This is a genomic window from Myxococcaceae bacterium JPH2, assembly GCA_016458225.1.
GTDB lineage: Bacteria > Myxococcota > Myxococcia > Myxococcales > Myxococcaceae > Citreicoccus.
In genome coordinates this window covers 208255-228458 of record JAEMGR010000001.1, presented here as the reverse complement: position 1 = coordinate 228458, position 20204 = coordinate 208255, and the positions used below count along the sequence as shown (strand labels likewise).

At 70.9% G+C, this 20204-nt stretch carries 19 protein-coding genes; 15 read left to right on the top strand and 4 right to left on the bottom strand.

The window, feature by feature from the left end; all coding sequences use genetic code 11:
- Positions 1-30 precede the first annotated feature (30 nt).
- Positions 31-612, top strand: coding sequence for a hypothetical protein (locus JGU66_01030; protein MBJ6759324.1), 582 nt, complete (start codon positions 31-33; stop codon positions 610-612).
- 124 nt (positions 613-736) lie between these two features.
- A complete protein-coding gene (locus JGU66_01025; GenBank protein ID MBJ6759323.1) occupies positions 737-1168 on the top strand; it encodes a PAS domain-containing protein in 432 nt (143 codons plus the stop codon).
- 30 nt (positions 1169-1198) lie between these two features.
- Here the strand turns inward: JGU66_01025 and JGU66_01020 are convergent, their stop codons facing one another.
- Positions 1199-1927: an SDR family oxidoreductase gene (locus tag JGU66_01020; protein ID MBJ6759322.1), complete on the bottom strand. Its 729-nt coding sequence runs from the start codon at positions 1925-1927 to the stop codon at positions 1199-1201.
- Between the two features lie 141 nt (positions 1928-2068).
- Here JGU66_01020 and JGU66_01015 point away from each other — a divergent pair, with 141 nt between their 5' ends.
- From JGU66_01015 to JGU66_00970, 10 genes are all read left to right on the top strand, one after another.
- On the top strand, positions 2069-3076 hold the full coding sequence (locus tag JGU66_01015) for a LysR family transcriptional regulator (protein MBJ6759321.1): 1008 nt from the start codon (positions 2069-2071) through the stop codon (positions 3074-3076).
- Between the two features lie 72 nt (positions 3077-3148).
- Positions 3149-3841: a cell division ATP-binding protein FtsE gene (gene ftsE, locus JGU66_01010; GenBank protein MBJ6759320.1), complete on the top strand. Its 693-nt coding sequence runs from the start codon at positions 3149-3151 to the stop codon at positions 3839-3841.
- Entirely contained in the window at positions 3838-4740 is a 903-nt protein-coding gene (locus tag JGU66_01005; protein ID MBJ6759319.1) for an ABC transporter permease, read from the top strand. The genes ftsE and JGU66_01005 overlap by 4 nt, the downstream gene beginning before the upstream one ends.
- Positions 4737-5855: a peptidoglycan DD-metalloendopeptidase family protein gene (locus tag JGU66_01000; GenBank protein MBJ6759318.1), complete on the top strand. Its 1119-nt coding sequence runs from the start codon at positions 4737-4739 to the stop codon at positions 5853-5855. Before JGU66_01005 ends, JGU66_01000 begins: the two co-directional genes overlap by 4 nt.
- A 69-nt stretch (positions 5856-5924) precedes the next feature.
- Positions 5925-6785, top strand: a complete 861-nt coding sequence (locus JGU66_00995) for an alpha/beta fold hydrolase (GenBank protein MBJ6759317.1) — start codon at positions 5925-5927, stop codon at positions 6783-6785.
- A 117-nt stretch (positions 6786-6902) separates the two neighbouring features.
- Entirely contained in the window at positions 6903-8234 is a 1332-nt protein-coding gene (locus tag JGU66_00990) for a S41 family peptidase (GenBank protein MBJ6759316.1), read from the top strand.
- 92 nt (positions 8235-8326) lie between these two features.
- The gene (locus JGU66_00985) at positions 8327-10375 is read left to right on the top strand and encodes a PEGA domain-containing protein (protein MBJ6759315.1); all 2049 of its coding nucleotides are present in this window, start codon (positions 8327-8329) and stop codon (positions 10373-10375) included.
- Positions 10376-10377: 2 nt separating this feature from the next.
- Positions 10378-10632, top strand: coding sequence for a hypothetical protein (locus JGU66_00980; GenBank protein ID MBJ6759314.1), 255 nt, complete (start codon positions 10378-10380; stop codon positions 10630-10632).
- Positions 10633-10817: 185 nt separating this feature from the next.
- A complete protein-coding gene (locus JGU66_00975; protein ID MBJ6759313.1) occupies positions 10818-11789 on the top strand; it encodes a D-alanine--D-alanine ligase in 972 nt (323 codons plus the stop codon).
- A 442-nt stretch (positions 11790-12231) separates the two neighbouring features.
- Complete coding sequence (locus JGU66_00970; protein ID MBJ6759312.1) at positions 12232-13752, top strand: glycosyltransferase family 2 protein; 1521 nt, start codon at positions 12232-12234, stop codon at positions 13750-13752.
- 82 nt (positions 13753-13834) lie between these two features.
- Here the strand turns inward: JGU66_00970 and JGU66_00965 are convergent, their stop codons facing one another.
- A complete protein-coding gene (locus JGU66_00965) occupies positions 13835-14356 on the bottom strand; it encodes a hypothetical protein (GenBank protein MBJ6759311.1) in 522 nt (173 codons plus the stop codon).
- Positions 14357-14438: 82 nt separating this feature from the next.
- On the opposite strand from JGU66_00965, the gene JGU66_00960 reads away from it, so the two are divergent.
- A complete protein-coding gene (locus JGU66_00960; GenBank protein MBJ6759310.1) occupies positions 14439-15458 on the top strand; it encodes a PEGA domain-containing protein in 1020 nt (339 codons plus the stop codon).
- 12 nt (positions 15459-15470) lie between these two features.
- Here JGU66_00960 and JGU66_00955 read toward each other — a convergent pair whose 3' ends face one another.
- Positions 15471-16073 carry a hypothetical protein gene (locus JGU66_00955; GenBank protein ID MBJ6759309.1) on the bottom strand — a complete coding sequence of 201 codons (603 nt, stop codon included), beginning with the start codon at positions 16071-16073 and terminating at the stop codon, positions 15471-15473.
- Positions 16074-16123: 50 nt separating this feature from the next.
- Here JGU66_00955 and JGU66_00950 point away from each other — a divergent pair, with 50 nt between their 5' ends.
- Complete coding sequence (locus JGU66_00950; GenBank protein MBJ6759308.1) at positions 16124-17869, top strand: aminopeptidase; 1746 nt, start codon at positions 16124-16126, stop codon at positions 17867-17869.
- Positions 17870-17878: 9 nt separating this feature from the next.
- Here JGU66_00950 and ftsY read toward each other — a convergent pair whose 3' ends face one another.
- The gene (gene ftsY / locus JGU66_00945; GenBank protein MBJ6759307.1) at positions 17879-19444 is read right to left on the bottom strand and encodes a signal recognition particle-docking protein FtsY; all 1566 of its coding nucleotides are present in this window, start codon (positions 19442-19444) and stop codon (positions 17879-17881) included.
- Positions 19445-19513: 69 nt separating this feature from the next.
- Between ftsY and JGU66_00940 the strand changes: the two genes are divergently transcribed.
- Positions 19514-20071, top strand: a complete 558-nt coding sequence (locus tag JGU66_00940; GenBank protein MBJ6759306.1) for a hypothetical protein — start codon at positions 19514-19516, stop codon at positions 20069-20071.
- Positions 20072-20204 lie beyond the last annotated feature (133 nt).

Sequence of the window (20204 nt, the reverse complement as noted above, 5' to 3'; positions counted from 1 at the left end):
ACCCCCGCTGCTACGGTGCCCCCCTCGGCAATGGCGAAAACCTTCGAGAAAGCCGTCACCGGCTTCAACCACAACATCAAGCACAAGGGGAAGGTCTACCACGTCCAGACCGAGGACTCGGGTGTCAACAACCCGCACATCATCACCCACCTGTTCGTGGGTGGAAACATCCTCGCGTCGAAGAAGACCTCCTACGCCGACATCCTCAATGCGGAGAATCTGGCGGAGGTCGTTCGTGAGTTGATGGAGGAGCAGCACAAGGAGATGCTGCGCAACCTCATCAACGGGGTTTACGACAGCTACGAGTCCACGGCGCGGCACTACCAGCCGGGGCAACTCGCCAGCGAGGCGGATCAAGCGCAGGCCCGGCTCCCGCCTGCTCCCGTTCCGCCTCCCAAGCCTCAACCGCCTCCGCCTCCGCAGGTCCAGCCGGTTGCTCCCGCTGCGCCCGTGTTCTTGCTGCCTCCCGAGGTCGCCGCGGCGCGTGCCCTCAAGGAGAAGCCGAAGATCAACGAGGTGGGCGTGGAGACGCTCTTCGGCGAGGACCTCATCTCCGAGAAGAGCCTCGACGAGGTCATCCTGAGCTATCTCGCCGGAGAGGGCGAGCAGTAGTCCTCGAGTCGCGCGCGGCCCAGGCGTTGGCCGCGCGCGGCGGATGTCCGGTTCTGGGCGAAGCGCGTGGGCCGGCTTTGACCGGTCGCCTGCGGTCGCCGCGATAATCGCGGGCATGTCGCGCATGACGACAACTCCCGGCACTGCCCCCGAGGCGGCTGCGCAGGGCGGGCCCCGCGTGGTCGACGCCGATTCACTGACGGAGGCCGTCCTCCGGGGCATGTCGGAGTCGGACTTCAATCGGCTGCCCTTCGGCGCCATCAAGCTGGATGCGCAGGGCCGAGTGGTGGCCTTCAACGCGGCCGAGGCCGCGCAGGCCCGTCGCTCGCCGCAGCGCACCTTGGGACGTCGCTTCTTCGAGGAGGTGGCGCCCTGCACGAACGTCGCCGCCTTTCGAGGGCGGCTGGACGCGCTCGCGGCCCAGGGCGGCGAGGTGACGGAGAGCTTCGACTTCCGCTTCGAGTTCGAGTGGGGCCGGCGCGACGTGCGCATCCGGTTGATGGTGCTGCGCGACGGCGCCCGCTGGGTGTTCATCACCGCGGTGGGGCGCGGCTGAGCCTTCCGTCTCCTCGCGGGGGCGTGTGGCTCAGACGATGCCGCCGTTGGCGCCCACGACCTGTCCGGTCACCCACCCGGCCTCGCGGGAGGCGAGGAAGCCGACGACGTTCGCGATGTCCTCGGGACGGGCGACGCGGCCCAGCGGAATCTCGCTGGCCGCCGCGTCGCGGTGCGCGGGGACGAGCATGTCCGTGTCGGTGGCGCCCGGCGCGACCGCGTTCACGGTGATGCGGCGCGGCCCCAGCTCCTTGGCGAGCACCATCACGAACTGCTCCACCGCCGCCTTGCTGGCCTGGTAGAGGCTGAAGCCGGGCTTGGCCCGCTTCGTGAGGTTCGTGGACACGCCGATGATGCGTCCGCCCTCGCGCAGGCGGCGGGATGCCTCCAGGAACACGTGGAAGGTGCCGCGCGTGTTGACCGAGAAGCCCGTCTCGAAGTCCTCGGCCTTCATCTCCACGAAGGGGCGCACGAGGAGGGTGCCCGCGTTCGCCACCACGATGGTCGCGGGGCCGAGCTGCGCCTCCGCGTCGTCGAAGAATCGCCGCACGTCCTCGTGCCGCGTGACATCCACGGGCAACGCCACGGCCTTTCCTCCCCGAGACCGGATCTCGGTGACGAGTTCCTCGGCCGGTGCCCGATTCGCGTGGTAGCCCACCGCCACCGCAGCGCCGTCGTGGGCCAGCCGCTCCGCGATGGCGCGGCCGATGCCTCGCGAAGCTCCCGTCACCAGCGCCACCTGTCCCGTCAGTCGTTCCATCGCGTGCTCTCTCCTGGCAAGGCCGCGTCCGTGTGGAGCGGCCCGGTTGATGGAGAAGGAATGCGCGATGCGTGGCGGGTTGATAACTGGGACCGCGTTGGAAGGACTCTTCAGCCTTCCTGAAAGCCGGGCGGAGGCGCGATGGACCGCATGACGAGCATGGCGGTGTTCACCAAGGTGGTCGCGAGCGGGAGCCTCTCGCAAGCGGCGCGCGAGCTGGGCTTGTCTCCCGCGGGCGTCAGTCATCACCTCACCACGCTGGAGGACTGGCTGGGCGCGCGGCTGCTCCACCGCACCACGCGGAAGTTGAGCCTCACGGAGGTCGGCGCGGGCTTCCACGCCCGCTGTCTGCGCATCCTCGAGGACGTGGAGGAGGCTCGGGGCGCGGCGGGCGCGCAGCAGGCGGTGCCGCGCGGGCGCTTGAAGGTGAACGCGCCCATCTCCTTCGGCACGCGCCACTTGTCGTCGGCCATCGCGGACTACCTGCTCGCGTATCCGGAGGTGGCCATGGACATCACGCTCAACGACCGGAAGGTGGACCTCGTGGAGGAGGGCATCGATGTCGCCATCCGCATCGGGGCGCTGCCGGACTCGAGCCTCGTGGCGCGGCGGCTTGCGCCCAGTCGCTCCATCCTCTGCGCGACGCCGGCGTATGTGGCGCGCGCGGGCATGCCGCGAATCCCCGCGGACCTCGCCCATCATGAGTGTCTGGAGTACGCGTACCGGGCGACTCCGGGGGAGTGGCGGTTTCTCGGCGAGGACGGGCAGGAGTCCGTGGTTCGAGTGGGGGGCCGGCTGACCGCCAGCAATGGGGAGCTGCTGCGCGTGGCCTTACTGAAGGGCCTCGGCGTCTCGCTGACGCCCAGCTTCCTCGTCGGTGAGGACGTGGCCGCGGGACGTCTGGTGCGCTTGCTGCCTGCGCACTCGCCCGCGGAGGTGGGCATCCACGCGGTGTACCCGCGCGGACGCCACCTCTCCGCGAAGGTGCGCACTTTCATCGACTTCCTCGTGGACCGGTTCGCCGGGGAGCCACCTTGGGATGTGTGGCGGACGCCTCCGGTGGCCGCTCCCTCGCGGGCTCAAGCGGGCTCACACGGGCGGGCCGTGAAGGCGCGGGGCGCACCTCGGGCCTCGGCACGCAGGAAGTGAGGCGGCCCCCGCACGACGTGCATGCGGCGGCCCAGCCGGGACGTGGTAGGTTCAGCGACCCACGCCCCGGCCATGATTCAGTTCTTCCACGTGTACAAGGCGTATCCCGGCGATCCGCCGGTGCTCCAGGACATCAACCTGAACGTGGAGAAGGGCGAGTTCGTCTTCCTCACGGGCCCGTCCGGCGCGGGCAAGACGACGCTGCTCAAGCTCATCTTCTGCGGCGAGAAGGCCACCAAGGGGCAAATCCTGGTGGGCGGGCGCAACATCGCGCGCATCCGCGAGTCCGCCGTGCCGTACCTGCGGCGCAACATCGGCGTCGTGTTCCAGGACTTCAAGCTGCTGCCGCACCGCTCGGTGGCGGACAACGTGGGCTTCACGTTGGACGTGCTGGGCGTGCCGCGCGCCGAGGGCCGCGAGAAGGTGCGCCGCATGCTCAAGCTGGTGGGCCTGGAGCACAAGGCGGATGCGCTGCCCTTGCGACTCTCCGGTGGCGAGCAGCAGCGCGTGGTGATTGCCCGCGCGCTGGTGAACGATCCGACCATCCTGCTCGCGGACGAGCCCACCGGGAACCTGGACCCGGCGCTCACGGTCGAGATCATGGACCTGCTCACCCAGGTCAACATCCGCGGCACCACCGTGGTGGTGGCCACCCACGACGCCACGCTGCTGTCGCGCTATCAGAAGCGCACGGTGCGGCTGGAGCGCGGGCAGATCGTCTCCGACGAGGACGGCGTCAAGGCAGCGCGCCGGATGGCGGTATGAGCGCGCTGGCGAAGACGGCGTACTTCTGGCGCTCGGCGGCCGGAGGACTGCGGCACGCGCCGTTCGTCCACTTCATCGCGGTGTCCACCATCGCCATCGCGCTGTTCGCGGCGGGGCTGACGCGCGGGGCTTCGCGGGTGGTGGACAACCTCCTGTCCTCGCTCGGGGGCGAGGTGGAGGTGACGGTGTACCTGGCCCCCGAGCTGGGCGAGGACGAAGTGCACGGCGTGCACGAGCGCGTCCAGCAGCTCCACGTGGGCGACGTGACGGTGGTGCCTCCCGAGGCCGCGCTGGCTCGGCTTCGTCGCGAACTGGGTGACCTGGGCGAGGCCTTGGCCGAGCTGCCCGAGAACCCGCTGCCCGCGACGTTGGAGGTGCGCGTGCCTCCGGAGCGGCGTTCGCCCGAGGCGCTGCGCGTGCTCGCGAAGGAGCTGCGCGCCCAGCCCGGTGTCACCTCCGTGGACTACGGAGAGGCCGCGGTGGAGCGCTTGTCCGCCATCGCGCGGGCACTGCGCTTCGGTGCGCTGGTGGCCTTCCTCGTGGTGCTGGGGACGACCGTCATCATCGTCGCGGCGACGCTCCAGCTCGCCATCTACTCGCGGCGCGAGGAGATCGAAATCCAGAAGCTGGTGGGCGCCACGGACCGCTTCGTCAAGGCGCCCTTCCTGCTGGAGGGCTTGCTTCAAGGGCTGCTGGGCGCGGGGCTGGCGCTGCTCGGGCTGTGGACCTTCGGTCGCGTGTTGGGCCCCACGCTGGGCTCGCTGTTCGCGTTCCTGCTGGGCCCGGGTGTCTCCACTTCGTGGGTGGAGCCGCGTACCGCGCTGGAGTTGGTGGCGGCGGGATGTGGGCTCGGGCTGGGCGGCAGCTTCGTCGCGGTGGGGCGCTTCCTGCGCGTATGAGCCGGCTGCTGGCCCTCATGTTGCTGCTGGGCGCAGCCACGGCTCGGGCCCAGAAGGACGAGGAGGCGGAGCGCGCGGCCGTGCGCGACAAGCTGGCCGCGCAGCGCGCCACGCTCGCGCTCATCGAATCGAAGAAGCTCTCCGTGCTCGAGGGCATGGAGCTGATGGAGGACATGGCGGCCTTCTCGCGCCGTCGCGTCCGCGCGCTGGAAGGGGACCTCGCCATCTTCCGGCGTCGCGTCACCCTGGCCGAGCGCGAGGAGGCGGTGCTGCGCGAGGCCCTGCGCGCACAGCTTCGCCGGCTGTCGCCTCGGCTGCGCACGCTCTACCGCGTCATGCGCCGCCGCCCGCTGGAGGTGCTGCTGTCCGCCGATGACTTCTCCGCCCTCATGTGGCGCGCGCGCGCCCTGGAGGCCAGCATGTCCGGCGACCTGGAGCTCCTGCGCACCGTGCAGCACGTGGCCACGCTCCAGCGTCAGGCCACGCTCGAGCTCAAGCGCCTCCATGCCTCGCTGGCCGCGCGCGTGGCCTTCCTCCAGGAGCAATCGAAGCAGGCCCAGGCGCAGCAGGAGGCGCTGGAGGAAGTCGTCGGGCAGCTCGCGGGCGAGGCGGAGCTGGCCAAGCGCGCGGTGCGCGAATTGGAGGGCGCGGACGCGGACCTCACGCGCATGCTCAAGGACCTGCACGAGGCCCCGGCCACCAGCGGCTTCGGCGCGCTCAAGGGCAAGCTGCCGCGTCCGGCGTCGGGCGTCATCGAGGTGGGCTTCGGCAAGGTGGTGAACCCGCGCTTCAACACCGTCACGGTGCAGAAGGGCGTGGACCTGCGCGCGCCCTCGGGCTCACCCGTGCGCGCCGTCGCCGAGGGCACCGTCGTCTTCGCGGGTTGGCTGCGCGGCTACGGCAACCTGCTCATCCTCGACCACGGCGATGACTTCCACACCCTGATGGCGCACCTCTCCACCATCACGCCCGTGGTGGGCGCCCACGTGGCCGCCGGCGAGAGCGTGGGCGAGGTGGGCGACACGGGCTCCCTCAAGGGCGCCTACCTGTACTTCGAGGTGCGCAAGGCGGGGCAGGCGGTGGACCCGGCGCTCTGGTTGGCTCCCGTTCCCTGACGCGCTGCGCCGAATCCAGGGCATCATTACCTTGCGGCGGACAGTCCCTTGGCAAGGAGCGGTGGGCGCATGGACCTGATGGACGGGATGCAGAAGGCGATGCGGCGCATGCTGATGGTGCGCGGTGTCCAGTCCTCGACAGTGCGCGTGGGCGGGCAGGTGGTGCACCACTACCAGCTCGAGGGGCAGGGCAAGGGACCGCCGATTCTGCTGGTGCATGGGCTGGGCGGCTCGGCCAACGGCTTTGGCCGGACGTTCTTCGGGCTGGCGCGGCGCTTCTCGCGCGTGTTCGCACCGGACCTGCCGGGTCACGGCTTCTCCAGCGAGTACCGCGGCGGGCCGGTGAGCGTGCGCAACCAGTTCGACGTGCTGCGCGCGTACTGCGAGCAGGTGGTGCGGGAGCCCGCCTTGGTCGTGGGCAACTCGCTGGGAGGCGCCTTGTCCGTCACCCTGGCGGCCGAGTGTCCCCAGTGGGTGAAGGCCCTGGCGCTGGTGGCGCCCGCGGGGGCGGAGCTGCCGGAGCCGGTGCTCGGCGCGCTCTTGGGGGCCTTCTCGGTGCGCACCACCGAGGATGCGCGCGCGCTGACGAAGCGGCTGTTCCACAAGGCGCCACTGCCGGCGCTGTTGCTGGCCTCGGAGCTGCGCAAGTTCTACACGACGAACACCGTGAAGGCGCTCACGCAGGAGGCGCTGGAGACGCGCGCCAGCCTGGAGCCCGAGGCCGTGCGCGGCCTGGCCATGCCCGTGCTCTTCCTGTGGGGCGGCAGTGAGCGGCTGTTGCCGCCCGAGATTCTCGCCTGGTATCGCACGCACCTGCCGGTGCACGCGGAGGTGCACGTGGTGGAGGGCTTTGGCCACGTGCCGCAGATGGAGCGTCCGGACGAACTGGTGTCCTACCTCACGCGCTTCGCGGACCGCGCGAGGCTGTGAGCGCCGGGAATCGCCCGCGCGACCGGGTGTAGACTGCCGGGGCGCCGCGAGGGCGCACACGACCGAGCCGGGAAAGGACGCACCGCCGTGACAGGGCTTCTGCAACCGTGGCGTGGGATGCTGGCGGCCCTCGTGCTCCTGGGAGTGCCCATGTCGGCGCTCGCGGAGGGCACGCCCGCGCGCGTCGTCGAGAAGGACGACTCGGCCTACCGCCAGCTCGAGTTGTTCGCGCGGGTGCTCTCCTACGTGGAGAACAACTACGTGGAGCAGCCGGACCGCGCGCGGCTCATCCACGGCGCCATCCAGGGCATGTTGGAGACGCTGGATCCGCACACGCTCTACATGCCGCCGGAAGTCTTCCGGGAGATGAAGATCGACACGTCGGGGGAGTTCGGCGGGCTGGGCATCGAGATTGCCCGCAAGGCCGAGCACATCGTCGTGGTCGCCCCCATCGATGACACGCCCGCGGCGCGCGCGGGCATCAAGGCCGGCGACGAGCTGCTGGGCATCGACGGAGAGAGCACGCAGGGCATGGACGTGGGGCGCGCGATGCAGAAGATGCGCGGTCCGGCGGGAGGGCGCGTGCTGCTCACGGTGATGCGCGCGGGCTTCAACGCGCCCCAGGAGATCGCCATCATCCGCGACCACATCCGCATCGTGTCGGTGGAGGGCGCGCTCTACGACGGCATCGGCCACATCAAGGTGAAGAACTTCCAGGACCGCACGGACCTGTACCTGCGCAAGGAGCTGGATCGGCTGCGCGGGCTCAATGGCGGCAAGGAGCTGCAGGGGCTGGTGTTGGATCTGCGCAACAACCCGGGCGGCTTGTTGGATCAAGCCGTGGCCATGAGCGACCGCTTCCTGCCCGGCAACCTGCTCATCGTCACCACCCGCGGGCGCGACGGCCGCAACGCCACCGAGGAGCGCAGCCGGGACCGGGACACGGAGAAGGACTATCCGCTGGTGGTGCTCGTCAACGCGGGCAGCGCCTCGGCCTCGGAGATTGTCGCGGGCGCGCTCCAGGACCACGGGCGCGCCGTCATCATGGGCACGCAGACGTTCGGCAAGGGCAGCGTGCAGACCGTCATCGAGCTGGAGGATGGCTCGGGGCTGAAGCTGACCATCGCGCGCTACTACACGCCCAAGGGCCGCAGCATCCAGGAGAAGGGCATCACCCCGGACTTCCTCGTGCCAGAGGACCCCAACGGCAAGGCGGGCCGGGATTCCGTGCGGGAGAAGGACCTGCGGCGTCACTTCAAGGCCGAGCCCGCGGTGGCGACCGAAACGAGCGCGGCGCCGCAGACGCTGCCGGCGAACCTGAGGGACTGGGACGTCACCGCGAAGCTCTCGGACTGGCAGCTGCGGGTGGCCCTCAACTACCTCCACGGCGTGTCCGCGGGCCCGCCGAGGCCGGCAAATCGGCCCCCGGGGGGCTCGGCGGGTCGTTAAAGCCCTTTCCCCTCTGGCATTCTGGCGCCCAGTGCGTGTAATTCGCGACGAGCGAGGGTGACAGAGTGATTCGACGTCCTTTCAATCGTGCGATGCACGCGGCGCTGAGCGGCTGGCTGGTGGGACTGTTGGCCGTGGGGCCCGCGGCGGCACAGCCGCAGCACATGACCTTGCGGCTCGTGCCCCAGTCGCTTCCGGCGGCCACCGGCCCCCGGGTGACGGTGGTGGCCGTGCCGTTGGATCCGTCGGCTCGCGAGGATGCGCTCCGGCTGTCCTATTGGGCCGAGCAGGCCCTGGCCCGCTCCGGGCGGTTGGAGCCAGTCCGGATGGCGGACGCGCTGGACGCCGATGGCGCCCAGTCCCGCGAGGCCAAGGCCGAGGAGGGCGCCGCCGCCATCAAGGAAGGACTGCACGCCTACGACGAACTGGACACGCAGAAGGCGCTCCAGCAGTTCGACAAGGCGGTCCGCGCCTACGAGCAGAGCGACCTGTCTCGGCACTTCACCGAGCTGAGCCACGCGCGGGTGATGAAGGCCGCGTCGCAGGTGGCCAACGGTGAGAACAAGGCCGCCGAGCTGGAGATGCGGGCCGTGCTGGCGGTGGACCCCCGCGCGCAGTTCTCGCCCAACTTCTTCCCGCCCGAGGAAGTGTCGATGGTGGAGAAGGAGCGCAAGGCCCTTCTCGCCGCGAACCCCAGCTCGTTCCAGATCCGCTCGCAGCCGGTGCCCGCCGAGGTCTACGTGGACGGCGTCTTCCGCGGCGTGACGCCTGTCGCGGTGACGGGCCTGCCGCTCGCGGACCACTACGTCACGCTGCTGGCGCCTGGCCATGCGCTGACCCAGGGCCGCGCGCGTGAGGGCGAGGTCTCCTTCACGCTCCAGCGCCTGCCCGCGCAGACGCGCGTGGACGCGCTCACCCAGCGCGTGGTGAAGACCCCGAACGGGCCGGATCGCGACCTCGCGCTCGCGGAGCTGGCTTCGCTCGCGGGCGTGCCCCAGGTCCTGGCGCTGCTGGTTCGCGGTGGCCCGGGCACGGCGCCGCTGGACGTCACGGGGCTGCGCCTGGACGCGGCGGATGGACACAACCTCGCTTATGGCCAGGGACCGGTGCCGCGCGGGGACGCGATGGCCACGGGCTCGCAGGGGCTGCTGACGGACCTGGTGGCCGCCGACGCGGCGCGCGTGAACGGCAAGCCGCTCAAGCACTTCTCCGGCGGCGCGAGTTCAGGACGTCGCACCGCGGGCTACGTGCTGCTGGCCACGGGCGCGGCGCTGCTGGCCGGTGGCATCTACTTCGGGCTCGAGGCCTCCTCGAAGCAGGACACCTTCAAGCGGACGCCGCAGGTGAGCCCGCGCGCCCAGGACCTCAAGGACACGGGCAAGACGTACGCCCTGGTGGCGGACGTGGGGCTCCTGGCGGGCCTCGTCTCCGCCGGCATCGGTGGCTACCTGTCCTTCACGAGCGGCAGCTCAGGCACGTCCTCGTCGAAGGGCTCGCGCGCATCGCCGCCCCCGGCGCGTCCGGCCGCGACGCCCGCGTCCTCTCGCTCGCTGTCGATGCCGCCCCCGCCCAAGGGAACGCAGACGCGCGAGCCGACGCCGACGCCCGCGCCCGCCGCGGCGCCCACCCCCACGAAGCAGCTGGCGACTCCCGCGGCCGAGCCTGTCGCACCGGCGCGCCCCGCCGCTGAGTCCGTGGCGCCCGCCGCCGCGCCCGACTTCGAGCCGGTGGCGCCCGCCGAGACACCCGCGGCGCCGCAGCCCGCTCCAGCCCCCGCGCCCCCGCCGGAGCGCCCGCTGACGCGCCGTGAGAAGGCGCTTCAGGAGCGCAAGCGGCGCCTCGAGGAGGCCCGCCTCAAGCGCGAGGAGGCTGCTCAGCGCCGGAAGGAAGAGGCGCAGCGCAAGAAGGACGAGCTGCAGCGCAAGAAGGAGGAGGCCCGCCTCAAGCGCGAAGCGGCCGCGCAGCAGAAGCAGGACGAAGTGCAGCGCAAGCAGGGCGACACGCAGCGCAAGGCGGAGGACGAAGCCCGCCTCAAGCGCGAGGAAGAGGAGAAGCGCAAGCGCGAGGAAGAGGAGAAGCGCAAGCGCGAGGAACCGAAGAAGAAGCCCGCCATCGACGAAGACGATCTCCGGAACTACTAGCCATGCGCCGTCCCTTGCGTTTTTTCGGGCCCTTCGTGGCCCTCTGCCTCTCCGCGTGCAGCCTGCTCGTGGACTTCGACCCGGAGGGGCAGCCCTGTGACAAGGGGCAGTGCCTGCCCGGCTACGTCTGCCAGAACGACGTCTGCGTCCCGGGCGAGTCCGACGGTGGCTCGGACGCCGGCTCACTGCCCGTTACCGACGCGGGTTCTGACGCGGGCCGGGATGGCGGCGCCGACGCGGGTCGCGACGGAGGTTGAGCCTCGCTCGCGGCGGCGGTGTGGCCTCCAGGCCGCGCCGTGGTCGTGAGAACACGGTCGTGGGCCGCCAGAGCGCGGCGCGGCCTCGTCGTATCGCGGGTTTTCGCGTGGCGTCCCGGGGCATCCGGACGCTCCGCGCGTGGCACTCCGCATGCTGTAGGGCGGGCCCAGGAGGCGTCATCGACATGGGCAAGCGCGTCGGAGTGCTGATGGGCGGGTGGGGCGAGGAGCGGGAGATTTCACTGAAGACCGGGGAGGCCGTGGTGGCGGCGCTGGAGTCGCTCGGTCACCACGTCACCCGCGTCTTCGCCGGCCCCGGGTTGGACCGCGCGCTCCGGGCCGCCGACTTGGAGGTCGCGTTCCTCGCGCTGCATGGCCGCATGGGCGAGGACGGCCGGGTGCAGGGCCTCCTGGAACTGCTGGAGCTGCCCTACACCGGCTCGGGCGTGCTGGCCTCGGCGCTGGCCATGAACAAGCCCATGGCCAAGAAGCTCTTCCGGCTGCACAACCTGCCCACGCCTCGGGGCTACCGCGTGGGGCGCGCCGACCTGGCTCGGCTGTCGGAGCTGCACGCGGACTGGGGCTTCCCCTGCATCGTGAAGCCCTCGTGCGGCGGCTCCTCGGTGGGCTGCGCGGTGGTGCGGGACGCGGAGGCTCTCCCCTTGGCAGTGGCGCGCGCGTGCCGCTACGGCGGCGAGGCCCTGGTGGAGCAGTTCGTCGAGGGCCGCGAGGTCACCGTGGGCATCCTCGGCGACGCGGTGCTGGGCTCCTGCGAGATGGACTTCTCCGGGGACGCGTTCGACTTCGACGCCAAGTACAAGGGCGGCGCCCGCTACTTCCATCCGCCGCGTCTGTCCCCCACGCGCATCGCCAACGTGGAGGCGCAGGCCCTCGCCGCGTACCGCGCGCTGGGCTGCCGCGGGTATGCGCGCGTGGACCTGCTCTGCTCCGACTCGCAGAACGACGTGGTGCTGGAGGTGAACACGCTGCCCGGTCTCACGCCGACCAGCCTCCTGCCCCGGATTGCCGAGCACGCGGGCCTGTCCTTCGCCCAACTCGTCGAGCAGGTCCTCGCCGCCGCCACCCGCGACGAGGCCCAGGTCTCCGAGCCGCCCACCGTGGCCGCGCCGCTCGTCCCGCTCCGCGCCGCCATGTAGCCCCTGGGGCGCTCCTGTCGCCGCTGCCCCCACCCAGCCAACCCGCCGCGTGCCGCGCCACGCCAGGGCCCCGCGTGGACTACCTCCTCGCGGGGCTTGAGTGCCTGCAACCCCCTGGATAGGGGAGCCTTGTCGCCGCTTCAGCCCCGGTGACTCGCGCTCCACCTCCGGCTTCACTTCCAGGCAGGTGATAACGCGGGCCGTCAAACAAACGTCTCCGTGGGTCTCAATTCCGGGGAATAGTTTGACACGACCTTGACGCGTCCCTATTGTCCGGCGCCGATCAATTCCCGGAAGATTAAACCCTTGTCTTTTCGGGCACATACGGGGCGGGGGCTCACCGGACCCAGCAGGCGGCGGTCAGCGTGAGGATGGGTGTTCGGGCCGCCGCGCAGGGAAGGACCGCAGGCGACAGTGCCGCGGGAGGGGCTGAGCGTCACCGATGACCACCGTAGAGATCATCTTCCTGGGCGTGTACTTCAGCGTCCTGTGCGTGCTGGCGGTCTACGGATCGCACCGGTATCGCATGGCGTTCCTGTACTACCGGCACAAGTTCAAGCTGCCCACGCCCAAGGGAACACTGAAGGCGTTGCCGCGCGTCACCATCCAACTGCCCATCTTCAACGAGATGTACGTCGTGGAGCGGCTGGTGGAGTCGGTGTGCCGCATCGACTATCCGCGAGACCTCCTGGAGATCCAGGTCCTCGACGACTCGACGGACGAGACGTGCGGTATCGCTCGGGCCTGCGTGGAGCGTCACCGGCAGAAGGGCCATGACATCGTCTACATCCACCGCACCAACCGCCAGGGCTTCAAGGCGGGCGCGCTGGAGAACGGGCTGACGCTGGCCCGGGGCGAGTACGTGGCGGTGTTCGACGCCGACTTCGTCCCCAGTCCTGACTTCCTGATGCGCACGGTGCCGTTCTTCGCGGACGCGAAGGTGGGCATGGTGCAGGTGCGCTGGGGCCACCTCAACCGTGAGTTCTCCATCCTCACGCAGGCCCAGAGCATCTTCCTGGACGGCCACTTCATCATCGAGCACACCGCTCGCAACCGCTCCGGCTGCTTCTTCAACTTCAATGGGACGGCGGGCATCTGGCGCCGCGACACCATCGCGGACGCGGGTGGCTGGCAGCACGACACGCTGACCGAGGACCTGGACCTGAGCTACCGCGCTCAGCTCAAGGGCTGGCAGTTCGTGTTCCTCCCGGAGGTCATCTCCCCGGCCGAAGTGCCGGTGGACATGAACGCCTTCAAGAGCCAGCAGCACCGCTGGGCCAAGGGCTCCATCCAGACGGCGAAGAAGCTGCTGCCCACCATCCTCAAGAGCGACCTGCCGCTGGTGGTGAAGCGCGAGGCCTTCTTCCACCTCACCAACAACATGGCCTACCTGTTGATGGTGCTCCTGTCCGTGCTGATGCCGGTCAGCATGGTGGTGCGCTTCCAGCACGGCCTGTACGGCACGCTGTTCCTGGACCTGCCGTTCTTCATCACCGCCACCGCGAGCGTGTGCGTGTTCTACGTCGCCGCGCAGCGCGAGCGCGGGGTGACGGGGTGGGAGCGGGTGAAGTACCTGCCCTTCCTGATGAGCCTGGGCATTGGCCTGGCCATCAACAACGCGAAGGCGGTGCTCGAGGCGCTGCTCAACCAGCAGTCCGGCTTCGCGCGGACGCCGAAGACGGGCGCCGAGGGCAAGAGCGTCAAGGCGGTGAAGAAGAGCTACCGTGGCAGCAAGACGCTCATGCCGGTGGTGGAGCTGCTGTTCGCCTTCTACTTCACGGGCGCGCTGTGGTTCGCCATCGACGCGCGCATCTACACCTCGGTGCCCTTCATCGTGCTGTTCCAGGCCGGCTTCATGTATGTCGGCGTGTCCAGCCTGCTCCAGGGGCTGGCGGGCCGCGTGAAGCTGTCCGACGCCGCCGTCGTGAAGCCCGCCGAGGAGCACACCCGCCGCGCTGCGTGAGTGCTCGGGCCTGGCCCGCTTCCACCGCCGCCGCGTCCTCGCTCCCTGGAGCGCTGGGCCGGCGGCGGAGTCGTTTCAGGGCTCAGGTGCCCGCGTCGGGCGGCACGCGCAGCAGCTGCTGCTCCAGCCGAACGGGCGGAGGTCCGGAGGTGGCGGCGCGGCAGCCCTCGTCGATGGCGGTGCTGGAGACGGAGCGCAGGGTGAGCCCCGCGTCGCCGCAGGCGATGGCCTCGGTGGGGAAGGCCACGGGGCAGGGGGCTCCGGAGCCGCTGAAGCCCTGGGCGCGTGTCTCGCCGATGAAGCCCTCGGATGTCCGATTCAGGACGATGGAGACGGAGCCCGCGTCGGGGGCCTCGACGCCACCGTCGGCCCAGGCGCGCACCACCGCGAGCGACAGCGTTCCGCCGTCGTCCTCGCCCAGGTAACGGAACGCCGCGTTCTGCGCGTGGCGGTACTCGCCTGCCTGGTTGCGCTCACAGCCGGGCGGCACCTTCACCGGTGGAGCGGACGCGGACGCCTCCGCGCGCGGAGGTGCCTTGGCCGGGCACGCCGTGAGACTGAGGGCACAGACTGCGAGGGCCACGGGAGGCAAGACGCGGTGCATGGCTCGCGATATTCCTCCAACGCGAGGGTCGGTGGGACTCTGTTTGCTTCCCCTCGGATGACTCTCTAACCTTCGGGCCGTCATGATCCTTCGTCGCGTGGTGCTCTCCCTGCTGGTTGCCGCACTGGTCATGCCGTCGTCCGCGTTCGCGCAGGATGACGACCTCATCGAGCCGCTGGGTCCCCAACCGAAGACGTCGCGCACGAAGAAGAGCAAGGCCGTCCGCACGCCCAAGCTGCCCAAGACGCGCGCTCCGAAGAAGGAGCGCACGGCCACGCGCAAGGGGCAGTCCGTCAAGCCGCCTCCCGCGCCGACTCCGGAGGAGGATGATCTCATCGCGCCGCTGGTGCCGGTGAAGACGGAGCTGGTGCTCAAGCTGGGGACCAACGCGCGCGGGGCGAAGCTGTTCCTGGACGGCAAGGAAGTGACGGCGGGCTCGGGCCCGCTGGCCGTGACGCCCGGCGAGACGCACACCGTCGTCGCGCGGCGCTCCGGCTACGCGGAGTACAGCGAGCGCGTCGTGGTGGAGGAGGGCAAGTCCTCGGAGCTGGTGGTGGCGATGGATGCGGTGGTGGGCTTCGCCACCGTGACGGCGGACGTGAGCCGGGCCACCGTGTTGCTGGATGGCGTGGAGATGGGGACCACCCCACTCTCCAACATGCAGCTCAAGCCGGGCACGCGTGAGTTCGAGTTCCGCGCCAAGGACCTGAAGGACGTGCAGCACATCACGGTGCGCGCCGGCCAGCAGTACGTCGTGGAGGGCAAGCTGCGCCCGGTGTCCGTCGCGGACGCGAGCGACCAGCCGCGCAACCCCGTGCTCATTCCGGAGCGCACGCCGGTGGAGCAGCCGGGCCTCGCGCTCAACCCGCAGGGCCAGGAGCCGGAGCCGGTCGTCTCCACGAGCAAGTCCTGGTACCAGCGCTGGTACGTCTGGGCCGGCGTGGGGCTCGTTGCTGCCGCGTCCGTGGGCGCGGTCATGGCGACCCAGAACAGCGCCAAGCCGCTGGCGCCCAACGAGGTGTGCGGCGTGAACTGCGACGGCGTGATTCCCGCCGCGGCCCGCCCGGCGGCGCTGCCCTCCGGGGGCGGGCTGCGCTTCTGACCGAAGGGGTGGCTACTGGCCCCGCAGGTCGTCTTCTCCCCTGCGGGCCTCGGGTGACAGCACCAGGTACACGTTGCTCACCCGGCCCACGCCCCAGTAGTCGAGCGCGGTGGTGCGCACGCGGAACTCGCCGGACTCGGGCAGCAGCTCGGTGACGTCCACCTCGCCGGGCTCGAAGGCGAAGGCGCGGCGGCCCACGTTGTCCACCTGTTGATTCCCGATGAGGACGCTGTCGGTGTAGCCCACGGCGGCCCGGCGCAGCACGGTGCCGCGTCCGTCCACGACCTCCAGCAGCAGGAAGTTGTCCACCGAGAATCCCTCGGTCCCCTTCGCGTCGCCGTAGAGGCGCGCGCGGGCCCCCTCCAGCTTCAGCGGCTCGGTCTGTCCGGTGGCCACCACATGGGGCGTGCGGTCCGCGTCGCGCGTGTCGACCTCCACGTCCTGGCGCAGCTCCTTGAGCCTCGCCGTCTCGCGCTCGGGAGTGTCCTTGAGCAGCAGGATGGCGCGGGGAGCCGCGGGGGAGACAACGGGATGGGCGGCGGGAGCTTGCCGCGCCGCGCAGGCGGGGAAGACGCAGACTGCGGCCAGGGCCAGGGTAAGCGTTCTGGAGGGCATTTCCGGGCTTGTAGCGAGCGGCTGCGCAACGGGTCAATTAGCATGCCCCCATGCGCGCGCTCCTCCGGTGGAGTCTCCTGGCCCTGTTCGTCAGCGCTCGGGCCCAGGCCGATGTGCCTCCAGAAGTGCAGCTGTGCCTCCAGCACCTCAAGCCCTCCGAGCGGGAGCGGGCGGCGCGGGCGCTCGGGCCTTTGGAGGCGCTGCCGCGCTACCGGGTGCAACTGGAGGTCGACCCGAAGGAGCGCCTCGTCTGGGGCAAGGTGCAGGTCGAGCTGACGGCGCGCGGCGGGCGCCCGCTCTCGGAGCTGTATCTGCGGCTGACGCCCAATGCTCGGGCGCGGCGGGTGTCGCTGTCGCAGGTGAAGCTCAACGGCCAGCCCGTCACGCTGGAGCAGGGCCCCGAGCCCACGCTGTCACGACTGGCGCTGCCATCGCCGCTCGCGCCGGGGGCGAGCGCCACGCTGGAGATGTCGGTGAAGGCCACGGTGCCGCGCGCTCCGGCGCAGAGCGGTTCCTTGCTGGGCGGAGGCGGTGCCGCGAGCGGCGGAGACCACGGGGCCTTCTCGGCGACGTCGGACTTCCTCAGCCTGGTGGGCGTGGTGCCGCAGGTGCCGCCGCTGGATGACCAGGGGAAGCCCTGGGCGGGGCCGCAGGGCATCGGGGACCTCGCGCTGTACGAGCCGGCGCACGTGCTGGCCACCGTCACCGTGCCCCCGGGCTGGACCGCGCATGCCACGGGCGCTCCCATGGGCGAAGTGCCCGAGCCGGATGGTCGCGTCCGCTTCGGGTTCGCCGCGGCGGCGGTGCGAGACTTCCCCGTGTTCGTGTCGCGCGGCTATCGGTCCGAGACGACCACCGTGAACGGCGTGACGGTGGAGAGCCACTTCCTGCCCCGGGACGAGGCCAGTGCCCAGCGCGTGCTGAAGTACGCGACGCAGGCCCTGTCCGAGTTCGAGCGCCGTCTGGGCCCGCTGCCCTACACGCACTTCCGCGTGGTGGAGGCGCCGCTGTCGGGGGGCGCCGGAGGCATGGAGTTCCCGGGGCTCGTCACGGTGGCGACGTCGCTCTATCGGGCCTCGACGGACCCGAGCGCGGTGCTCTCCGGCATGGCGGGCATGGAGGACCTGCAGGCGCTGCTGGGCGATGCGGGCGGCGGGGCGATGGCGCAGATGGGGGCGACGCTGGAGCGCACGCTGGAGTTCACCGTGGCGCACGAGGTGGCGCACCAGTACTTCGCGGCGCTGGTGGGCTCGGACCCCATCAACGCGCCCGTGGTGGATGAGTCCCTGGCCCAGTACGCCGCGGTGCTCTACTTCGAGTGGGCACACGGCAAGCCCGCCGCGGAGCGCATGCGTCGCGAGGGACTGGTGACGCCCTACCACTTCTATCGCTTGTCGGGCGGTGAGGACGGCCGGGCGGACCGGGCCACGGGCGACTTCGACGATGAGATGCAGTACGGCGCGCTCGTGTACGGCAAGGCGCCGCTGTTCCACCAGGCCGCGCGCCAGCTCGTGGGGGATGCGCCGTACTTCCAGGGCCTGCGCTCCTACGTGGACACGTACCGCTTCAAGTGGACGTGCAAGGAGTGCCTGGTGAAGGAGCTGGCGAAGGCGAGCCCCGCGCATACGCGAGCACTCGGAGCGTTGCGCGTGCGTTGGTGGGAGGAGGCGCACGGCGACGCGGACCTGGGCGCGCCGGACCTGGGGTCGATGATGGGCGGCCTGGGCGACATGAAGCTGGACGCTGAGACGCGCAAGATGCTGGAGGAGATCCTTCCCCAGCTCACCGGGCAGTGAGCCCGGGCCTCAATCGAACAGGGCCTGGACGAACTCGCGCGGATCGAAGCGGCGCAGGTCGGCGATCTTCTCGCCCACGCCCACCCAGACCACGGGCAGCTTCAGCTCGTCGCAGATGCCGATGATGACGCCGCCCTTGGCGGTGCCGTCCAGCTTGGTGAGCGCGATGGCCGTGACGCCCACCGCCTCGTGGAACTGCTTGGCCTGCTGGATGGCGTTCTGTCCGTTGGTGGAGTCGAGCACCAGCAGCACCTCATGCGGCGCGCCGGGCAGCGCCTTGTCCATGACGCGCTTGACCTTCTTCAGCTCCTCCATGAGCGGCGCCTGGGTGTGCAGGCGTCCCGCGGTGTCGGCGATGACGACGTCCGCGTTCTCCGCGCGCGCGCGCTTCACGGCCTCGAACACGACGGAGCCCGGGTCCCCACCGTCGGCGCCCCTGACGAGCTGCGCTCCGGCGCGCTCGGCCCACACGTCGAGCTGCTCGGTGGCGGCGGCGCGGAAGGTGTCACCCGCGGCGACAACCACCTTCTTGCCTTGGCCCGTGAGCTGCGCGGCCAGCTTGCCAATGGTGGTCGTCTTGCCGGCGCCGTTGACGCCCACGACCATGACGACGTGGGGCGGGCCGCCGCCCTCCAGCGAGCGCGGCACGGGCAGCGCCACGATGCGCTCCACCTCGTCGCGGATGACGCGCTTGATCTTCTCCGGGTCGCTCAGCTCCTTGCGCTTGAGCTTCTCGCGCGCCTCCTCGACGAGCCGGTTCGCGGTGCGCACGCCGATGTCGGCGGTGAAGAGGATCTCCTCCAGGTCCGCGAGCACGGACTCGTCCACCACGCGCTGCTGGCCGAAGAGCCCGTTGAGGCGGGCCATGAAGCCCTGGCTGCGCGTCTTGTCCAGGCCCTGGGCCAGCGTGCGGCCGGCCTCGGCCTGGACCTTGGCGCGGGCGGCGGCCTCCTCGGCGCGCCTGGCCTCCTCGGCGGTGGCGGCCTCGCGGGCGCGCTGCTCCTCCTGGAGGCGCTGGGCCTCGGCGACCTCGCGGCGGCGGCGCTCGCGGGCCTCGTCATCCGCGGCCTTCTTCGCGCGGTACTCGGCGCGCTTCTGCTCCTCCTCGCGCTCCTTGAGCTCGCGAGCCTCCGCCTCCAGGCGAGCGCGCTCGGTGGCGTCGGTGGTGGTGCGCGCGGCGCGGGCGGCCTCTTCGCGCTGGCGGGTCAGTGCCTCGGAGCGCGCATGGGCCTCGTCCAGCTCGCGGAGGCGCGCCAGCTCCAGCTCGGAGGGCGGCAGGTCCACGCGCAGCTCGGGGCGCGGCTCGGGGAGGGCGGGCTTCTCCTCCGCCTTGGGGACCGCGGGCTTCTTGTCCTCGGCCTGACGGCCCCGGGTGAAGAGCTTGCGCGCGGCGAGCACCACGAGGAGGACGAAGAGGGCCGCCACGCCCATCCCCACCACCTCGCCCATGGGGAGGCCATGCTCGGGCGGCGTGCCCGTTCCCGGCTGCGTCGTGCCTCCGCCCGGCGTGGGAGCGGGGGAGGGAGAGGGCGGGACCTGGGTGGCCAGGGCGGCGAGGAGGGGTGGGGTGTTCATGCGCGGCCTCGCATACACCAACGCGCAGTTGGATGCAGCGCCCCCGGCCGAGTAGAACCGCGCATCGCCATGCGCTTCCGTCCCTCGACCCTTTGGGTGTCCGCATCCCTGCTGTTGGGCAGTGCCTGCATCGTCGAGGCCCCGGGAGGCGCCAGCCCCGAGGAGCGGCGCGCGGCCACGGTGACCCAGGTGCCGCCGCTGTCCGTGCGCAATGGCGCCAATCTGGGAGGGAAGGTGGAGCTGGTGGGCGCCACGGTCCAGCCCGGCCGCGTCGCCCCGGGGGACCAGGCCCGGGTGACGTTGTTCTTCAAGGTGCTCCAGCCGCTGGACGACGACTACATCGTCTTCGTGCACGTGGAGGACGCCGACGGCCGCGTGGAGCGCACCAACGTGGACCACAAGCCCGCGAATGGTCTCTACCCGACAACGCAGTGGAAGCCGGGCGAGACGGTGAAGGACGAGTTCATCGTCTCGGTGCCGCCGGGCTCGCCCGTGCGCGCGCTGAACCTGTGGATGGGCCTGTGGGAGCCGCGCACGGACACGCGCCTGAAGCTCACCAACCCGGACGTGGTGCGCAACGACGGCAACGACCGGCTGCTGCTGGCCCAGGTCCCCGTCGGTCGCTGAGCGCCGTCCCGCTGCCTCCGGCGGGAGGCTCGAGCCGGGCGCGGAGGCGGTGACCGCGCGGCTCCAGGCTGGGCTGAACCTGCAGGGTGCCTGCCGCCGCTCGGCGCTTCAAAGGGACTGCCCGTCCTGCTCG